The 18,170-nt window shown below is 45.0% G+C and carries 16 protein-coding genes and 1 pseudogene; 12 read left to right on the forward strand and 5 right to left on the reverse strand.

All coding sequences use genetic code 11. The features are described 5' to 3' along the window. Window positions 1-323 precede the first annotated feature (323 nt). The 7 genes from treZ (at window position 324) to P2A85_RS03925 (ending at window position 10,430) form a co-directional block, all read left to right on the forward strand. On the forward strand, window positions 324-2,147 hold the full coding sequence (gene treZ / locus P2A85_RS03895) for a malto-oligosyltrehalose trehalohydrolase (protein WP_377477659.1): 1,824 nt from the start codon (window positions 324-326) through the stop codon (window positions 2,145-2,147). Between the two features lie 524 nt (window positions 2,148-2,671). Then, the gene (gene treY / locus P2A85_RS03900; protein WP_377481290.1) at window positions 2,672-5,473 is read left to right on the forward strand and encodes a malto-oligosyltrehalose synthase; all 2,802 of its coding nucleotides are present in this window, start codon (window positions 2,672-2,674) and stop codon (window positions 5,471-5,473) included. Window positions 5,474-5,823: 350 nt separating this feature from the next. Then, the gene (locus P2A85_RS03905) at window positions 5,824-6,435 is read left to right on the forward strand and encodes a COP23 domain-containing protein (RefSeq protein WP_377477662.1); all 612 of its coding nucleotides are present in this window, start codon (window positions 5,824-5,826) and stop codon (window positions 6,433-6,435) included. A gap of 1 nt (window position 6,436) precedes the next feature. Then, entirely contained in the window at window positions 6,437-7,243 is an 807-nt protein-coding gene (locus P2A85_RS03910; RefSeq protein ID WP_377477664.1) for a serine protease, read from the forward strand. A 156-nt stretch (window positions 7,244-7,399) separates the two neighbouring features. After that, a complete protein-coding gene (locus tag P2A85_RS03915) occupies window positions 7,400-8,299 on the forward strand; it encodes a serine protease (RefSeq protein ID WP_377477666.1) in 900 nt (299 codons plus the stop codon). A gap of 238 nt (window positions 8,300-8,537) precedes the next feature. Beyond that, window positions 8,538-10,058: a hypothetical protein gene (locus tag P2A85_RS03920; protein WP_377477668.1), complete on the forward strand. Its 1,521-nt coding sequence runs from the start codon at window positions 8,538-8,540 to the stop codon at window positions 10,056-10,058. 216 nt (window positions 10,059-10,274) lie between these two features. Beyond that, window positions 10,275-10,430, forward strand: coding sequence for a hypothetical protein (locus tag P2A85_RS03925; protein ID WP_377477670.1), 156 nt, complete (start codon window positions 10,275-10,277; stop codon window positions 10,428-10,430). Here P2A85_RS03925 and P2A85_RS03930 read toward each other — a convergent pair. Together P2A85_RS03930 and P2A85_RS03935 are read right to left on the reverse strand one after the other, a co-directional pair. Continuing rightward, window positions 10,408-10,614, reverse strand: coding sequence for a hypothetical protein (locus P2A85_RS03930; RefSeq protein ID WP_236507057.1), 207 nt, complete (start codon window positions 10,612-10,614; stop codon window positions 10,408-10,410). The two genes, P2A85_RS03925 and P2A85_RS03930, sit on opposite strands and share 23 nt — an antisense overlap. Before the next feature lie 2 nt (window positions 10,615-10,616). After that, window positions 10,617-10,895: a hypothetical protein gene (locus P2A85_RS03935; RefSeq protein WP_293176988.1), complete on the reverse strand. Its 279-nt coding sequence runs from the start codon at window positions 10,893-10,895 to the stop codon at window positions 10,617-10,619. 129 nt (window positions 10,896-11,024) lie between these two features. On the opposite strand from P2A85_RS03935, the gene P2A85_RS03940 reads away from it, so the two are divergent. Together P2A85_RS03940 and P2A85_RS03945 are read left to right on the forward strand one after the other, a co-directional pair. Then, the gene (locus P2A85_RS03940) at window positions 11,025-11,189 is read left to right on the forward strand and encodes a hypothetical protein (RefSeq protein ID WP_377477673.1); all 165 of its coding nucleotides are present in this window, start codon (window positions 11,025-11,027) and stop codon (window positions 11,187-11,189) included. A 15-nt stretch (window positions 11,190-11,204) separates the two neighbouring features. Further along, window positions 11,205-11,348: pseudogene (locus P2A85_RS03945) on the forward strand (type II toxin-antitoxin system PemK/MazF family toxin); the annotation flags it as partial. On the opposite strand, the gene P2A85_RS03950 reads toward P2A85_RS03945, so the two are convergent. Further along, on the reverse strand, window positions 11,301-11,474 hold the full coding sequence (locus P2A85_RS03950; RefSeq protein ID WP_377477675.1) for a hypothetical protein: 174 nt from the start codon (window positions 11,472-11,474) through the stop codon (window positions 11,301-11,303). The pseudogene P2A85_RS03945 and the gene P2A85_RS03950 overlap by 48 nt on opposite strands. A gap of 371 nt (window positions 11,475-11,845) precedes the next feature. Between P2A85_RS03950 and dnaK the strand changes: the two genes are divergently transcribed. From dnaK to P2A85_RS03965, 3 genes are all read left to right on the forward strand, one after another. After that, the gene (gene dnaK, locus P2A85_RS03955; RefSeq protein ID WP_340549926.1) at window positions 11,846-13,741 is read left to right on the forward strand and encodes a molecular chaperone DnaK; all 1,896 of its coding nucleotides are present in this window, start codon (window positions 11,846-11,848) and stop codon (window positions 13,739-13,741) included. 408 nt (window positions 13,742-14,149) lie between these two features. Further along, complete coding sequence (gene iscB / locus P2A85_RS03960; RefSeq protein WP_377477677.1) at window positions 14,150-15,487, forward strand: RNA-guided endonuclease IscB; 1,338 nt, start codon at window positions 14,150-14,152, stop codon at window positions 15,485-15,487. Between the two features lie 80 nt (window positions 15,488-15,567). Next, window positions 15,568-16,083 carry a DUF4112 domain-containing protein gene (locus tag P2A85_RS03965; RefSeq protein WP_340519544.1) on the forward strand — a complete coding sequence of 172 codons (516 nt, stop codon included), beginning with the start codon at window positions 15,568-15,570 and terminating at the stop codon, window positions 16,081-16,083. 48 nt (window positions 16,084-16,131) lie between these two features. Here P2A85_RS03965 and P2A85_RS03970 read toward each other — a convergent pair whose 3' ends face one another. Then, a complete protein-coding gene (locus tag P2A85_RS03970; RefSeq protein ID WP_377477679.1) occupies window positions 16,132-17,166 on the reverse strand; it encodes a M28 family peptidase in 1,035 nt (344 codons plus the stop codon). 115 nt (window positions 17,167-17,281) lie between these two features. Next, a complete protein-coding gene (locus tag P2A85_RS03975) occupies window positions 17,282-17,854 on the reverse strand; it encodes a hypothetical protein (RefSeq protein WP_377477681.1) in 573 nt (190 codons plus the stop codon). Between the last annotated feature and the right edge of the window lie 316 nt (window positions 17,855-18,170).

An 18,170-nucleotide genomic window follows, 5' to 3' on the forward strand; every position in this document is an offset into this window, starting at 1 on the left:
GAATCCACTACTAATTTAGCCTAGGGCGTGTTTTCAAACTACTCCTTAAGATTTAGATCCCCCTAAATCCCCCTTAAAAAGGGGGACTTAAAGACTCTTTCCCCCCCCTTTTTAAGGGGGGCTGGGGGGGATCTTTGGGTTTGAAAACACGCCCTAGGGCAAAATTGTAAACCTGGCTCTGTCTAAAGTTAGTTGTCTTTTACTCTTTTAACTGATATTAATTTCTAAACAGGCTGGTTGGCGATCGGGGCTCCACAGACCTATTGCCAAAATAGCATTTTTAGTCATACCGCCAACCTATGCGATCGGGAACAGAACTTAAAATGAAGATAGGAGCAAACTACCTTGGCAACAATCAATGCGAATTTACTGTTTGGGCCCCCACCCTTAAACAAGTAGCAGTTCAACTTGTTTCCCCAGACAAACGCCTGCTCCCCATGCAACAATCCGCCACAGGGTATTGGCAAACCACCGCTACAGATATCCCACCAGGAACCCTCTACACCTACCAACTAGAAGGCAACATCCACAGACCAGACCCCGCCTCCAAATATCAACCCCAAGGCGTACACTCCCCTTCCCAAGTCATAGATGAAAGCGCATTTACCTGGACAGATACAGATTGGCAAGGCGTACCACTAGCAGAAACCATCATCTATGAACTCCACGTCGGCACATTCACCAAAGCCGGAACCTTTGAAGCCATAATTCCCCAACTAAAGCAACTCAAAGAACTGGGAATCAACGCCATAGAAATTATGCCAGTCGCCCAATTTCCAGGCGATCGCAATTGGGGCTACGATGGCGTATATCCCTACGCAGTCCAAAACTCCTACGGTGGTCCCGAAGGCTTCAAAAAACTGATCGACGCCTGCCACAAACAAGGAATTTCAGTAATTCTTGATGTAGTTTTCAACCACCTCGGCCCAGAAGGAAACTATCTCCGTGACTTCGGCCCATACTTTACATCAAAATACGGCTCAATTTGGGGAGACCCCCTCAACTTCGACGACGCCTACAGCGATGGAGTCCGCCACTACTTTCTGGAAAACGCCCTATACTGGTTTCGAGACTATCACATCGATGGCCTGAGACTCGACGCAATTCAAGCAATATTTGAAGTAACTGCCAGACCGTTTTTGCAAGAAATAGCCGATGCCACCTACGACCTTTCTCAACAGTTAGGACGGCAACTTTATTTAATAGCAGAAAGCGACTTAAATGATGCCCGCGTTCTGCGTCCTAAAGAACTAGGAGGATTCGGACTAAATGCCCAGTGGTGCGACGATTTCCATCACGCACTGCACGCACTTCTCACAGGAGAAAACGATCGATACTACCAAGACTTCGGCAAGTGCGAACAATTAGAAAAATCCTACCGAGAAAGCTTTGTTTACTCCGGTCAATACGCCCCCCACAGAAAGCGAAAACACGGCAGTTCTGCCAAGGATGTAGCTGCCCATCAATTCGTCGTATTTTCCCAAACCCACGACCAAATCGGCAACCGTATTTTGGGAGATAGACTTTCAAAAATAGTTGATTTTGAATCCCTCAAACTCGCCGCCGGCACAGTCTTAACTTCTCCCTACATTCCTTTCCTATTTATGGGAGAAGAATACGGAGAAGAAGCACCATTTTTGTACTTCGTTTCACACTCGGACGAAAACTTAATTGAAGCGATTCGCAAAGACAAACAACAAGAATTTAAAATCTTTGAAGGACGAGGCGAATTTCAAGACCCCCAGAGTCCAGACAGTTTCCAAAAGTGCAAGTTAAATTGGGAACTACCAACAAAAGGCAAACATAAAATTCTCTGGGAATGGCACCAACATTTAATTCAACTGCGGCGCACCATACCCGCCCTTAAAAAACTGGATAAAACCAGCCTAGAAGTTTCCAGCATCGAAGCAGAAAAAATCTTATTTCTACGTCGGTGGACAGATGACAGCCAGATATTCTGCATTCTAAACTTCAACCAACAACAGGTTGCTTTTACGCCAGAACTTCCCCAAGGCAATTGGAAAAAGATTTTAGACTCTGCTGAGGCAAAATGGATGGGTCCAGGTTCCACCTTGCCAGAAAAAATAACTTGCGACCAAGAATTGATTGTCACACCCCATAATTTTGCACTCTATGAATTAGATTAAAACAGGAGGCAGAGCCTCTAGATATCTGTTTCCCGGCTCTTCCTAGGAACCATTTATCTCTCGTTTTTCTCGTTCCCAGGCTCAGCCTGGGAATGCAGTCCCGGAGGCTCAGCCTCCTGTTTATCTGTTGTTTCTCTCGTTTTCTCTCGTTCCCAGGCTCAGCCTGGGAATCTCTTGTTTCTCTCGTTTTTCTCGTTCTCTCGTTCCCAGGCTCAGCCTGGGAATGCAGTCCCGGAGGCTCAGCCTCCTCTTTATCTCTTGTTTCTCTCGTTTCTCTCGTTTTCTCTCGTTCCCAGGCTCAGCCTGGGAATGCAGTCCCGGAGGCTCAGCCTCCTGTTTATCTGTTGTTTCTCTCGTTTTCTCTCGTTCCCAGGCTCAGCCTGGGAATGCAGTCCCGGAGGCTCAGCCTCCTCTTTATCTCTCGTTTTTCTCGTTCCCAGGCTCAGCCTGGGAATGCAGTCCCGGAGGCTCAGCCTCCTCTTTAAAATAAAAAACCATAAAAAATTAGGAGTAAAATTAACATGATGCGAATTCCCACAGCAACTTATCGGATTCAATTTCATGCAGGCTTTAACTTTGAAGCCGCCAGACATATCCTTAGCTATCTAGAAGAATTAGGCATTAGTGATTTGTACGCTTCACCCATATTTAAAGCCAGAAAAGGCAGCAGCCATGGCTACGATGTAGTTGACTCAAATCAGCTCAATCCAGAATTAGGAACCTCAGAAGACTTTGAAGCACTCACCGACGAAATCCACAACCGAAAAATGGGATGGTTGCAAGATATTGTCCCCAATCACATGGCTTACGACACTCAAAACTTGCTGTTGTTAGATGTATTGGAACACGGACCAGATTCCGACTATTTCGATTACTTCGATATTGAATGGGATCACGGTTACGAACATCTCAGAGGTCGAGTGCTGGCTCCGCTGCTGGGTAATTTTTATGGAGAGTGTCTCGAAAATGGCGAAATTCAACTAAAATACAACGACCTGGGGTTAAGCATCAATTACTATAGCTTAAAATTGCCAGTCAAAATACAATCCTACGCGAATTTCATCAGTCATAACTTGGGACATTTAGGCAGGGAATTAGGCAGACGTCATCCTGATTTTATCAAGTTTTTGGGAATTCTTTATCTGATTAAGAATATTCCTTCAGAAACCAAAGGAAAAGAAAGATACGATCAGATAGCTTTTGTCAAAGGACTGCTGTGGGAACTCTACAATCAAAATCCGATTGTTAAAGAATTTATAGATGAAAATATCAATTTTTTTAATGGAGAAAAGGGGAATCCCGAAAGCTTTAACCTACTGGATGATTTGCTGTCCGAGCAGTTCTACCGTCTCGCTTTTTGGAAAGTTGGTGCAGAAGAAATTAACTACCGCAGATTTTTTACGGTCAACGAACTAATTTCGGTAAAAGTCGAAGATATAAAAGTTTTTCATAAAAATCATGCTCTGATCTTCGACTTGATTGAACAAGGAAAATTTACGGGATTGAGAATTGACCATATCGACGGACTTTACGATCCCACAGAATATTTAAAACGGCTGAGGCACAGAATCGGTGATATTTACATCACTGTGGAAAAAATTCTCGAACACAAAGAAGATTTGCCCTCCTACTGGCCCATTGAAGGAACCAGCGGCTACGACTTTTTGAATTACGTAAACGGCGTTTTTTGTCGGTCCGATCGCGAACAGCAATTTAGCGATATATATTACAGATTCACTAGGCTCAGCGTCCCCTACGAACAGTTGTTTATAGATAAAAAAAGGCTAATTATCGAGAAGAATTTAGCAGGAGATGTAGACAATCTCGCTCAACTTTTGAAAAATATATCCGGTCAATCTCGACAGGGAAATGACTTTACTCGCCCAGGCTTGGAAAAAGCCTTGTCAGCAATTCTGGCGATTTTTCCAGTTTACCGAACTTACATTAATCAAGAAGGCTTGAGAGAGTCCGATCGCACTTATGTAAAAGATGCGATCGCCAAAGCCAAACAACAAATCCCACTGCTGCTAAAAGAACTGAATTTTATCGAAACAATCCTGTTGTTGGAAGCAGAAGAAACCTTAACAACCGAACAAAAAGAGCAGCGGCGCCACTTCGTGATGAAACTCCAGCAGTTGACAGGCCCTTTGATGGCAAAAGGCATTGAAGACACACTTTTATACGTCTATTACAGACTGTTATCACTCAACGAAGTGGGAGGAAACCCCAGTCAATTCGGTGTCTCCCTCACTGAATTTCACCAATTCAACGAACATCAGCAAGCAGTGTGGCCGCACAAAATGAATGCCACAGCTACCCACGATACCAAGCGTGGCGAAGACGTGCGCGCCCGAATTAACGTACTGTCAGAAATCCCCGATGAATGGGAACAGCAAGTCAAATCTTGGAGAGAGTTAAACTCTTCCAAAAAAGTCAACTTGGTGAATCGTATGGTTCCCGACACTAATGATGAATACTTCTTTTACCAAACCTTAATCGGTAGTTTCCCGTTTGAAGAAATCGAAAATACTGACTTTATTGACCGCATGAAAGATTATGTGATTAAAGCCGTGCGCGAAGCCAAAGTTCACACTGCTTGGCTGAGACCGGATAACGAATACGAGACAGGCTTTATGACTTTTGTCGATCATGTTCTCCAACCTGGTGAACAAAATCAGTTCCTCAAAAAATTCGCACCTTTCTGGAAAAAAGTAGCTGATTATGGAATTTTAAATTCCTTATCTCAAACATTGCTAAAAATCACCGCTCCTGGTGTCCCGGATATATATCAAGGTACGGAATTTTGGGATTTAAGCCATGTCGATCCAGATAACCGCCGTCCAGTGGATTTTGAGCGCCGAATTCAGGTGTTGCAGGAAATTAAACAACAAGCTAAAAGTGACATTTTGCAACTGATTGAAGAGTTGATATCAACCAAAGAAGATGCGAGAATTAAGTTATTTTTGACCACCAGAGCTCTGGAAGCCAGAAAACAATACTTGAAAGTTTTTCAAGCAGGTAATTATCAGCCACTGGAAGTAGTTGGGAGATTTAAAGATAATCTCATCGCCTTTGCTCGCAGCTACGAAAATACGACAGCTATTGCGATCGCTCCTCGGTTTTTGACTGGGATAGTCAAGGCAGAAGAAATGCCACTAGGCGAAAAAATCTGGAAGGATACCAAGCTAGAATTGTCCGAGGAAATGCCGTCTGTTTGGAAAGATGCTATTACAAATCAGATGGTAGAAAGTAACGGTCAATTAGCAATTGGTGAAGCTCTGAATTACTTTCCTTGTGCTTTGCTGATTGGTGAGAACAGCAATTAAACTTATAGGTTGCGTCAGATATTGATTATTTCGATTTCAACAGGTTGTTTGGAACTGACGATCGACCGGACATGATATTATTTATCCCTGTAGGATGTTGACAAGTACATGAGAATAGTGTAAATTATATTGTCAAGGTGAATAAAGCAAAAGTGAATCTGTGCTGTACGGCTGTGAGGGCTGGCAGCTTTAAAGTTTGAATCAATTTTAATAAACACAAAACCTAGTTCGGGACGGATGTGCTTTTCGCGGGGCTGGGGAAGTGGTGAAGATTGCATGAATTGCGATCGTCTTTTTTCTGGCTTTATGTTTTTGGCAAACAATTAGTTTGTTAAGAGAGGTTACTAACAATGATCCGATGGCGATCAATGACTGGTGTGGTAATGGGCGCGATCGCGATCGGCAGCCTAGCTTTCAGTGCTAAACCAAGCCAAAGCCAATCACCGTCAGGCTTTATGTGCGATGCTTCCTCCGGTTCACCCGCGACGGTATACCAAAACCGCCAAGGGGTACGGGAGGTTTGGATTAACTGGGTTTCCGACTACTTCCGCGACTCTGGCTACGATCCCATGACGCGCTGTCGGGAAGTCAGCGGGCGCTTGGAAAGTTACCGCCAAAACAAACAGCTAAAGTATGTGACAGTTGGCTACATGAACGGACAGCGAGTGATTTGCACCGCTAGCCAAGTCAACGGGCGCTGCGACGGCTTAATTTATACACTCAAACCAGGTCAAGACTCGGTTCGCACATTGTATCAATTCATGGGGTTGCGGGAGGGACAAGCGGGTGTACCTTCCCTGTCTGAAAGCGATGCGATGCCTTACATTGACGCGCGCCCACGGTTAGGGGAGGAAGGCGGCAACTCTGTAGCGCCTCCTGCGCCGGCGAACAATCAGCCGGCACCGGCTAATAATCGGCCGGCACCTCAACAGCCCACTGGCGGTGGAATGCGGGAGCTTTAAGGTGAGCAAGTTGCTACGCATGGTGGCAATTTGTACGATCGCGGCGAGTCTTTTTCCAATAAGAATCGCCGCTCAACCTGTGATGGCGAATTATGGGGTTGCTGACAGTCAAACTGCCAATATTGAGCGTTTGGCGAGGTTGATGACTGTGCGAATTTTAACACCGACTGCTTCTGGTTCCGGGGCGATCGTCCGGCGACAGGGGCAAGTTTATACGGTGCTGACGAGTTGGCACGTTGTGGCGTTCAGCCAGCAGCAGACGATTATTGCGCCGGATGGCCAGAGGTATCGGCTTTTGGGGGCACCGTTGCAGTTGGGAAATGCGGATCTGGCGATCGTCCAATTTCGCAGTTCCATTCAGTATCAAGTAACCAGAATTAGCACTGATTTATTAACAGTAGGAGAACCTGTATTTGCCACAGGATTTCCGATGTATCGGGAAGGTAGTTCAACTACTACTTTCGAGCAAGGAATTCGGGCATTTCGGTTTACTCAAGGCGTTGTATCAGTGCTACCGCCAAAATCACTCGCTCAAGGCTATCGTTTGGGTTACACAAATGATATTGCTGTCGGGATGAGCGGCGGGCCAATTTTTAACAGTCAGGGGTTATTAATTGGCATTAATGGGCGGGTAAAAAATCGCGACCCAGATTTTGGAGTGTATGCGTTTGAAGATGGAACAGAACCGTCAGGGAGAATGTTAGAACAAATGGTTAATTCTAGTTGGGGAATTCCGATTAGTACCTATTTGCGTTTTGTTTCGTCTTACAGTTCATCGTCGAATTACCCGCCATCCGCCAGGGAATGAATTCCCTGGCTAATAGCTAAAGTCCTCTAAAGAGGACTGAATTTTACGGTTAGTCCACTTAAGTGGACTTCAGCTTTGAGACAGGGATTTTAATCCCTGTCGGATCGGTAAGAAAGTGCAAGATATTTAGTTTGACCTTATCAACGGAGTTAGTTTATGAATTTAGGTTTTAATCGGTCTAATTACCTTCCGGGTATTGTCGCAGGAACGGCAGTCGTAGCAACAATTATTATCAGTCAGCCCGCAATGGCAAAAACGGCTAGAGAAGTAGCTAGAATTGCCGTTCCAACTACAGTACAAATTAATAATACTCTAGCTACTGACAAAAGCGGATCGGGGGTAATTATTGCGAAAAAAGGCAAGATTTACACGGTGTTGACGGCGAATCATGTGGTGATAAATCCTAATTCCGAGTACGTGATTGTTACTTCTAAGAAGAAAGAACATAAAGTGACGGAAGTGAAGGGTTTTCAGAATAATGACAGCGGGCCGGATTTAGCAGTTGTGATGTTTGAGAGTGAGGAGGAATATTCAGTTGCACCGATTAGTAATTCCGATGAAGCCGAAATCGGTTCAGGGGTTTATATTTCGGGGTATCCTTTGCCTGCGGGTGTGGGGAGTCAAGAACGGGAATATCAGTTTACGAATGGGCAAGTTACGAATGTGCGATCGAGTAACGATCAAGGATATACGATGCGTTACGACGCAGTGACGCGACGGGGAATGAGTGGCGGGCCAGTTTTTGATGTTAGCGGCCGAGTGATTGGAATTCACGGACAGGGAGATACTGTTGGTCGAGTGCAAAATGAGGCTGGGGGAAGGCAAGAAGAAGTAAAAACTGGGTTTAATTCGGCCATTCCGATTAATACTTTTGTGGGGATGATGTCGCAGGTGGGGATGGAGAAATCTGCTTTGAAGGTGGATGAGAAACCTGCGGAAAATGCTGATGCGGAAAAAGTAGAGCCTGGGGAAGCGCAGGGTTGGTTTGCAGATTTTGGTAAAGACATAGTTAAGGATGTGATTCAGAGGGGAATTCGGAGGATTTTGCCGTTTTAAATTTGTAGGGGCGGGTTCACAGATCGATTTTGCCACTCACCAATAATCTTAATAAACCCGCCCCCACCCAACCAATAACCCCCGAATAACTATTCGCGCCTCACCGTTAAATTCAATTAATTGTTAATTTGTCGATGGGTGGGGGCGGGTTTAGATGATTTGTCGATTGGTGTCAAATATCTTGGCGAACCCGCCCCTACAAAATTAATGATATTTATTCATTGAGTTGAGGTAAATTATGCGTCATGTTCGTATTTTTGCTCTGGGTCTTGTCAGTTTTTTTGCAGTTTTAATGAGTGCTTTGCTGGCTCCTGGTACATTTGTCAATCGGGCTTTATCGGCTGCACTTTGTACGGTTTTTAGTTTTAATTCTACTATTTGCACGGTGAATTTAGCTAAGTCTTCGGAGCGGGTGGTGGCGGCGACTCCGCCTGCTGTGGAAAGGAATATTTCGGATTGGTTGGTGCGAGATCCGGGGGAGTTTGATGATGCACCGAGTGTTCGGCCTGGGAGTAATCCGCAGGCGCCGCCGTTTCCTCAAGATCCGGGACCGAATCAGCCGGTGCGTCCTGATTTTGATAGTCCGGGTTCGGGTTCTTCAGCAGATAGAGCGATTGAGCCAGGTGTGACAATGACAGATGCTAGGGCTTTAAGCTCTGACACTTTTGAATTTACCCTCAGAAGTCCTGAAGATTGTATTTTTACAGCTATCTTTAAAGCTGTTAATGGTGATTCATTCTTTGAGAGTGCAAGGTATGTACCTTCAACTGCTGATGCTTGTGGCTCTGAGACATACTCCTTTGATTTTCAAGAGCAGGGCAAAAAAATTGTTGCCACAAGTAGTTCTAATGAAATCGTGATATTAGAAAAATTAAGCTCAAAAATAGGAAGATTAATTTATCAGAAAGAAGGTAAAAATATTCAAAAAAATTTTCCTCTTGATAGCAGTTCATCCCAAAGCAAAACAAATAATGAGGTGTTAGTTTCCAGCAATATAATTATGTTGCCTTCTCCATCACAAAAGGCTAACAATATAAATATTGTAGCGGGTTGGACTGATCGATACACGCAATATGAAGATCAAGTTTCATGTGGTGTATTAAGAGGGTTATGCGATGTTCTTCCGTTTATGCAATCAGCCGCACTTATTGCAGCAGCAACAGGTGTAGGCACATCTGTTTCAGCCCCTATATTTTTGCTACATTATTTAGGATCTGTTGGCTGCTATATGGTATTCGGCGGAATTCCTCCTTTCCCCTTAGGTTCAGTTATTGCAAGAGGACTAGGATTAGGAAGGTTTGCCAAAGACACACTCACAGCTCTTAATACTACTAATCGCCTAAGCGTTAGAACTCCTCTTAATGCTGTTGGAATAGCTGGTGCTAAGCTTCCCGGTTTTGATGGACCTTGGAAAAATCTATGCAAAAAACGTGAAACACCTCAACCACAACAAACTGCACAGCAACCACAAAAAACTCCACAACAGCAAGCGAAAATTTGCCGAGTTCCTCAAGAGTTCTGGAAGACCCACGAACGCCATATTGCTACAGTTAGGATCACAGAATTCGTTTGTGTTATTCAAGGTTCAGTTATGACAGATCAGGGAATGGCGGATGGTCAACAATCGTGTGGAGCTTGTTACTCAACTGGTAATAATACTTTTGGTCAGCCTCCTAACAAAGTCCCTTGTAACCAAGCTGATGATCGCGCTCGCACAAATCCCGTTCCCCCTTGTCCTGCTAATTGGTCAGGTCAATAGATGAGAGGTAGGGGCGGGTTCGCCGATCGCTTTTGCCACCCACCGATAATCTTGATAAACCCGCCCCCACCCAACCGATAACCCCGATAAATTCTTTCTCGCCTCACCGTTAAATTCAATTAATTCTTGATTTCTGGGTGGGGTGGGGGCGGGTTTACATAATTTGTCGATGGGTGTCAAATATCTAGGTGAACCCGCCCCTACAGGTCTGGTAAAATGTGGGATAAAATTCCTGGTAAAATAACGATCGCCCTTTCATCCATCCGCGTCAATCTACGTGCATCTGCGGTGAAAAAAAGAGCGATCGCCTTTCTGGATGGGAAGGGCGATCGCCTTTATTTATCTGGTCTTAAACACTGGCATAATGTTTAGCGATTAACTCTCTAACTAACGGTAATAACTCAAAAGGAATTTGGACAAACGCTTGATCTTTATTGTCAAACGCTGCTTCATCTTCTGCTACTGCTTCATCTTCTGACTGTCGATCGTAATGTTCGATCGTTTGGCGTACTCGCTGTTCATCCCAATCCAAGGGAAATTTATTTTGTGTTGCCATATTTACCTACCACGTTGTCGGCGTTTATAAGCACTCAAAGGTTTACCCGTTAACTCATACGCTGTTATAACAAAAGCGCTATATGACTCAGGTTCAGGAACGTAAACGATCTTAAGATAACGACCATCTATAGTTTGACCAATAGCTACCCGCGTACCTTCGCGCCCCAAACGATCCTCACCCGGCTTTCTCAGTATATCCTCAACTTCTACCTCATTGACTCCATGCTCATAGATATGAGGTAAATCAGTTTCAGGATCTATATAAAAGCGCAAATTCATACATTATTCTTTTATTAAACAAATCAACCCCAATCTAATATAGCATAAAAATTGGCAATATGATGTATGAGGAGGTATAAAATGAAATTTATTTATTAAAACAATTAATAAATAGAGTTTCCCAAATGGATGATACAAGCAATTGAACGAGAAGCTCGGCGATTAGGAGTCAATAGTGAATCTTTGATTAAAGTATGGATAGGGGAACGGCTAGAAAAACACCTGGCGGTGGCTATGACGGATGAGTATCGCTCTTTTGTGTGGAAGGGCGATCGCTCTTTAAATAATATATAATTTGCAAACCTCAGCCCTGCGGTGGGTTCCGAGATGGATAAACGCCGTCCCATATTAATAGTCAGCAATGATGCTAATAACCGTGCTGCAAATATTGCATTGAGACTTGGATTAAGGGTGATATATCTGCGGCAAAAAAGAGCGATCGCTCTTTCGTGAAAAATAGGCGATCGCTTTTTTGGTTGGTACGGGCGATCGCCCTTTTCTAACTCCTCTTCTTTGCGATGCGCTAAGTAAAAGATGAACAGCCGCTAAGTTTATAGCAAACACAGGCAGAACAGCCAAAAAAGCGATCGCCTCTAGCAACCAAACAAAATTTATACAACAAAGACGGCAAATACAACAAAAATTATACGGTTTGCCACAATACCCCGATCGCTCAAACCCCGTACATTAGGAAGAGTAAAGAAAAGCAGTCAACAACTGTAGCGCTGCAAAGCCGATGAATGCAACCGTCCCTCAGAGGTTCGGTAAACACGCCTTCATCCCAAGGTCTAACCGCCCGCAGTATAGAGATAATCACCCTATCGAAGACTGTATTAAAGCAGGACTCACTATCCGTACACCTACCCAGGTGAAATCGCAGTCCTGAATAACCAGACTATCACACAGATAGAAAACCAAAATTTTGTAGAGATTGGAGCCGGAACACCCCTATGGGAAAAGTAGTTGGAATTGACCTAGGTACGACAAACTCCTGCGTCGCAGTTATGGAAGGCGGCAAACCCACCGTCATTGCCAACGCTGAAGGGGGTCGCACCACACCTTCCGTCGTAGCATTCACCAAAAATGGCGATCAACTTGTCGGACAAATCGCCAAGCGTCAAGCCGTGATGAACGCCGAAAACACCTTTTACTCAGTAAAACGGTTCATCGGCCGCCGCGTTGACGAAGTAACCCACGAAACCACAGAAGTTTCCTATAAAGTCCTCAAAGTCGGAAACAGCCTCAAACTCGACTGTCCCGCCCGCGGCAAGCAATTTGCGCCAGAAGAAATTTCTGCCCAAGTTCTGCGCAAACTCGTAGAAGACGCCAGCAAATATCTAGGCGAAACAGTTACCCAAGCAGTAATTACCGTTCCCGCTTACTTCAACGACTCCCAGCGCCAAGCTACTAAAGACGCTGGCAAAATTGCCGGGATTGAAGTGCTGCGGATTATCAACGAACCTACAGCAGCAGCTTTAGCCTACGGGTTAGATAAAAAGAGCAACGAAACCATCCTCGTATTTGACTTAGGTGGCGGTACCTTCGACGTATCGATTCTGGAAGTCGGCGACGGTGTATTTGAAGTATTGGCAACTTCTGGAGACACTCACCTTGGTGGTGACGACTTCGACAAAAAAATTGTGGATTTCATCGCCGGAGAATTCCAAAGAGCCGAAGGCATTGACCTCCGCAAAGACAAACAAGCACTCCAACGCCTGACAGAAGCAGCAGAAAAAGCCAAGATTGAACTGTCTAGCGTTACCCAAGCAGAAATCAACTTGCCATTTATTACCGCGACTCAAGACGGGCCAAAACACTTGGACACCACCTTGACCCGCGCCAAGTTTGAAGAACTCTGCTCGGATTTAATCGATCGCTCTCGCATCCCCGTAGAAAACGCAATTCGCGACGCCAAATTAGACAAATCTGCCATTAATGAAGTTGTCTTAGTCGGCGGTTCTACACGCATTCCAGCCGTGCAAGAACTGGTCAAAAAAATCCTCGGCAAAGACCCCAACCAAACGGTAAACCCGGATGAAGTGGTAGCAGTTGGTGCCGCCATTCAAGCAGGCGTACTCGCAGGCGAAGTCAAAGACATCCTGTTGCTCGATGTTACTCCCCTGTCCCTCGGTGTCGAAACCTTGGGCGGTGTGATGACCAAAATCATTCCCCGCAACACCACTATTCCTACTAAGAAGTCAGAAACTTTCTCGACTGCTGTAGACGGCCAAACAAACGTGGAAATTCACGTTTTGCAAGGCGAACGGGAAATGGCAAACGACAACAAAGATTTGGGAACATTCCGCTTAGATGGAGTACCCCCAGCTCCCCGTGGCGTCCCTCAAATTGAAGTTACATTTGATATCGATGCTAACGGTATTTTGAATGTAGCTGCTAAAGATAAAGGTACTGGTAAGGAGCAATCTATTAGCATTACTGGTGCTTCCACTTTGCCCAACAATGAAGTCGATCGCATGGTGAAAGAAGCCGAGGCGAATGCGGCTGCTGACAAAGAACGTCGCGAACGGATCGATCGCAAAAACCAAGCTGATTCTCAAGCCTATCAAATCGAGAAGCAGTTGGCAGAATTGGGTGATAAAGTTCCCCCATCTGACAAAACTAAGATTGAAGGGCTGCTTAAGGACTTGCGCGAGGCGATCGCAACCGAAGATGACGATCGCATCAAAACCCTCACAACCGAGTTGCAACAAGCATTCTACGCTGTTAGCAGCAACCTGTACCAGCAAGCAGGCGGCCCTGGTGGCCCTGGTGGCCCTGGAGACGGCGGCCCCACTGGTGGCGGCGACGATGTAATTGATGCCGACTTCACTGAAGGCAACAAATAGCAGGCTAAACTAACAGCCATCAGCTAGAATTAGGAAACCCGGTTTTGAATAGAAACCGGGTTTCTCAGTGTTATGAAAAATGATGTCAATTCTGGTTGTATCGGAATGATTTAACCGCGAAGGCGCTAAGGACGCGAAGGAAGAGAAGAGAGGGTTTTATATGATTAGGCTATCCGCGAACCACTGGACAAACCTGGACAATCCCGATCGCTCCTTGGTAGAGATAGCCCGGTTAAGTCTAACCACAGACTACGTTAAGAAGGTCACGACACCCTGTGAGTGCTTGCCAGCTCCTTGCTCTGTCGCTACCAGTTAAACATCTTTATTTCGCTAAGGAAGTGCTGCTAGTCTGACAAGCCCTCTTAACATTACCAAGGCAAAAGTCACCCGATTATTCGGAGGCTCAATATGAGCAAAATATTCGTTGTAGACACCAACAAAAATCCTCTAAATCCTATCCATCCAGGCCGCTCCAGGATTCTGCTTCAAGAGGGCAAAGCCGCTGTCTGGAAACGTTACCCGTTCACCATCATCCTGAAAGATGTTCTACCAAATCCCCAAATTGCACCCTTGCGATTAAAAATAGATCCAGGCGCTAAATTGACTGGCTTAGCACTGGTAGATGATGCAACAGGAGAAGTAGCTTGGGCCGCCGAACTAGAACATAGAGGCTTTCAAATTCGCGATGCTTTAACCAAACGCCGCCAGTTAAGAAGAGGAAGACGCAATCGAAAAACTCGGTATCGTCAACCACGCTTTGATAACCGGAAACGCCCTACAGGGTGGCTCCCACCCTGTCTGCAAAGCCGAGTTGAGAATATCGTAACTTGGGTTCGTAGGTTACAAAAGCTAGCGTTGATTTCTGATATTTCTCAGGAATTAGTCAAGTTTGATACTCAACTCATGGAGAATCCAGACATCAGTGGAGTCGCCTACCAAAAAGGTGAGTTAGCTGGTTACGAAGTGCGAGAATTTCTGCTTTTCAAATTCAATCATACCTGTATTTACTGTGGGGCTAAAGATACTCGTTTGGAGATTGAGCATCTTTTACCGAAGTCTAAAGGTGGTTCAAATAGAATTAGTAATTTAGGCATTGCTTGTAGGAATTGCAACCAAAAAAAAGGCCGTCAAGCTCTCAGAGAATTTTTAGCCCAAAAACCTGACTTGTTACAGCGCATTCTGAGACAAGTAAAACAACAGAAAGCCGACACTGCTGCCGTTAATTCTACCCGTTGGGCATTATTTAATCGACTCAAAGAGACTGGATTATCCGTGGAAGTTGGGACTGGTGGGCGGACAAAGTTTAACCGATGTCGTCAAAACCTACCTAAAACTCACTGGCTGGATGCTGCCTGTGTTGGGGCATCTACACCCCTCAAACTAAAAGTTTCAGGGGTAGTGCCGCTGTCAATAAGGGCTGTTGGTTATGGAAATCGTCAAATGTGTCAAGTTGACAAATTTGGCTTTCCTAAGCGTGGTAAGGAAGGTAAGCTAATCAAACGTGAGCGACAGAAAAATTACTTTGGTTTTCAAACGGGCGACATGGTTAAAGCTATTGTTCCTACTGGGAAACACGCTGGTACTCACGTTGGTAAAGTCACCGTCAGAAAATCCGGTGCATTTGATTTGACTGTGGCTCATGTGCGCTTGCAGAGTATTCGTTGGAAGCACTGCCGCGCGGTTCACCGCTTTGATGGTTACAGTTATGCCTCTTTGTCCACCAATGTCGAGTTTTTAAACGATTAGAGGCGTACCGATCGCAATCGCTTCTAGAAAAACTTTCGTCCTCCTTCGCGGACAAAGAAATAAAGTCAGGAGTAATCTAAATGTCCCGTTCTCCTATACAAAATTCATCCCCAAATACTACCAACAAATCCCATGTTGCATCCTTGCGCCGTCTCCGTCGCATCAGCAATTTACTAGACAATGCAATTCCCATCCCCGGCACCAAATACCGGATTGGACTCGATCCGATATTGGGACTGATACCGGGTGGCGGTGATTTAATCAGTTCCATTTTTGCCGGTTATATTGTGTTTAAATCTGCCCAAATGGGAGTGCCACAAGAGACTTTAGTACAAATGGCCGCTAACATCGTGTTTGATACAGTTGCTGGGACTGTACCCGTGGCTGGAGATTTGTTGGATGTTGCTTGGAAGGCTAATGTCAAGAATATAGAATTGCTGGATGCTCATTTAGGTTCCCCTGAACCGGCTGGGAAAAAAGCTGATTGGTTATTTGTGGCGGCTTTGCTGTTGGGTTTGGCGTTAATTGTTGCTGGTGTAATTTTCTTGAGCGTGCTGTTTTTTGGGTGGGTTTTTCGAGCATTTACAGGGGGTTGAGAATGGATAGACAAAATACACCTAGTGCAAGCAGCAGCACTACGCTATTTACAGCATTTCCAATAATTTAGCAGTAGCGTTGACAACGATTTGAGCAGAACCGGCGAAAAAAGGTCGATCGATCGTGGCTAGGGTATCGCTAGATTGGTGATAATGGGGCGATCGCAAATTAGCCGTATCTGTCACCAAAACAGCACCAACTCCCTGATACCAAAAAGGCGCATGATCGCTGCGCAAAACATCGGGAGTCAGTACCCCTTTCAGAGGAACTGGTAGCGTCACTATCGGTGGTAAACCTGCTTTTCTCGACTCCGCAAAAGAACCCAACAACTGGGGATGTTCCGCATCACCAATCACTGCGATAAACTCACCCACGTTGGGAGAAGTCACCCCCGCTGCATCCAGAAAAGCTTCCGGTGTCAACCCTTCGGGATATCGCTGACATCCGGCAGTATGGCAAGCATAACCCACCATATCCAAGACTACAACTCCCTGCAAATTTTTTAACCGCGCCGGACTACTGGTAAATGCTAAACTACCTAAAAGTCCGATTTCTTCTCGATCAAAAAATGCCACTTGTAGTGTCCGACGTGTGGGACGGGCTGCTAGCAGTCGTGCTACTTCTAAAGCTACCGCAACTCCAGTAGCATTATCATCAGCACCGGGTGATTTGAGTACAGTATCGTAGTGGGCGGCGACGAGAATTGCACCCGCTGTTGAGTCTGTACCTTTTCTTTCGGCGAAGATGTTAGTTCCTCTCTCGAAGGGTTGCAATTGCGGGGAAAATCCTACTATTTTCAATTGTTGAGAAATGTAATTTCTGGTGAAAGAGCGATCGCTCTCTCGATCCCGTTCTCCGGCTAAAGTTTCCAGGTGTTTCCACAAACGGGACTGGTCAATTTGAGGAAAATCTACTGCTTTTTTGGTAGCAGGAAGTGGCGAAGCAGATGGGTTTTGGGAAACCGTAATATTGCCTCCCCTCCCAACTTCGGCTACTGGTGACAAATGCTGCCACGAATAGGAACCCAAACTGGCAGCTCCAATCGCAAATATAAATACAATTATCCAAATTAATTGTTTCATTAACAGGTAAAATTTTGATGCTGTCAGGAACGAAAACCTAGGTACATGACTGATGGGGGAGTGAGAAATTATGCCCGTTAACTCTCCCCAGAACCTGAATCAAAAATATTGATGATTATTCCCAGTTTATCTCTTTACTTTCTACTATAAACCCATTGTTTTTAGCAACTGCTTGAGGGATGGTGTTTGCCGAAAATTCCACAACTTGATTGGGTTGTTGAAACCACTCAGCATAACTGGGAGTCAACTCATCAGACAGCGCTTTGAAAGTGCGTATTTCCGCTTCTAGCTGGGCTGCTATCTGATTAATCCGCCTGGCTTGTGCTTCCAAGTGCTTTTCCCCAGTCTGAACTTTATTTTCTATATCTTGCCAGTGCTGTTGGGCTAGCATTTTGTCCATTTCAGCTTGTTTATATTCAAATAAAACCTGTTTTTGTTGCAATTGCTTTTCCAGAGTTCTGATTTCTCGGTCAATCTCTTCGAGTTGCTGCAACCATTGTTCGCCAAAAGCAGCATTTTGTCGGTGGAACTCGGCAATAGCTTCCGGGGTATTGTTTTTGGGAAAGCTGACTGTGACGCGGCAGGACGAGCGCTGTTTGTAAAGTTTTTCCCGCGACTCTTGCAGGGTGGCAATTTCTGCTTGCATGGTGCGGACTTCTGTTTGGAGTTCTGGCAGGGTCTGACTCATTGTTTCAATTAGTGGGCCTTTGCATAGATTTTAAGCTAATTGTTGATTTTTCTGACAGGTCTCACAGGGTTCTCTGTTAGAATTTTTTTAGTAGAGGGCGATCGCGGGTGCTGTCTAAGCATAATGTCGCATAATTTTTGGCACAATGGCCAATGACATATTGCAAAATAATATTAATATTGTAGTTGATAGGGAGGATGATTTGAATATTTATATAGCAATCCTCGCATCACGCGCCGTGAATTTCTTACTCCCTCCCCTTAATAAGGGGAGGGTTGGGGTGGGGTAAAAAAACTTTACGAATGTTATATAATTT

The sequence above is a fragment of the Microcoleus anatoxicus genome (assembly GCF_042465725.1).
Taxonomy (GTDB): Bacteria; Cyanobacteriota; Cyanobacteriia; order Cyanobacteriales; family Microcoleaceae; genus Microcoleus; species Microcoleus anatoxicus.

Coding starts and splice junctions, on each gene's coding strand:
- P2A85_RS03930 (WP_236507057.1), bottom strand. CDS start 10,614: ATGGCAACACAAAATAAATTTCCCTTGGATTGGGATGAACAGCGAGTA.
- dnaK (WP_340549926.1), top strand. CDS start 11,846: ATGGGAAAAGTAGTTGGAATTGACCTAGGTACGACAAACTCCTGCGTC.
- P2A85_RS03965 (WP_340519544.1), top strand. CDS start 15,568: ATGTCCCGTTCTCCTATACAAAATTCATCCCCAAATACTACCAACAAA.
- treY (WP_377481290.1), top strand. CDS start 2,672: ATGCGAATTCCCACAGCAACTTATCGGATTCAATTTCATGCAGGCTTT.
- P2A85_RS03915 (WP_377477666.1), top strand. CDS start 7,400: ATGAATTTAGGTTTTAATCGGTCTAATTACCTTCCGGGTATTGTCGCA.
- P2A85_RS03925 (WP_377477670.1), top strand. CDS start 10,275: ATGTGGGATAAAATTCCTGGTAAAATAACGATCGCCCTTTCATCCATC.
- P2A85_RS03905 (WP_377477662.1), top strand. CDS start 5,824: ATGATCCGATGGCGATCAATGACTGGTGTGGTAATGGGCGCGATCGCG.
- P2A85_RS03935 (WP_293176988.1), bottom strand. CDS start 10,895: ATGAATTTGCGCTTTTATATAGATCCTGAAACTGATTTACCTCATATC.
- P2A85_RS03970 (WP_377477679.1), bottom strand. CDS start 17,166: ATGAAACAATTAATTTGGATAATTGTATTTATATTTGCGATTGGAGCT.
- treZ (WP_377477659.1), top strand. CDS start 324: ATGAAGATAGGAGCAAACTACCTTGGCAACAATCAATGCGAATTTACT.
- iscB (WP_377477677.1), top strand. CDS start 14,150: ATGAGCAAAATATTCGTTGTAGACACCAACAAAAATCCTCTAAATCCT.
- P2A85_RS03975 (WP_377477681.1), bottom strand. CDS start 17,854: ATGAGTCAGACCCTGCCAGAACTCCAAACAGAAGTCCGCACCATGCAA.
- P2A85_RS03920 (WP_377477668.1), top strand. CDS start 8,538: ATGCGTCATGTTCGTATTTTTGCTCTGGGTCTTGTCAGTTTTTTTGCA.
- P2A85_RS03940 (WP_377477673.1), top strand. CDS start 11,025: ATGATACAAGCAATTGAACGAGAAGCTCGGCGATTAGGAGTCAATAGT.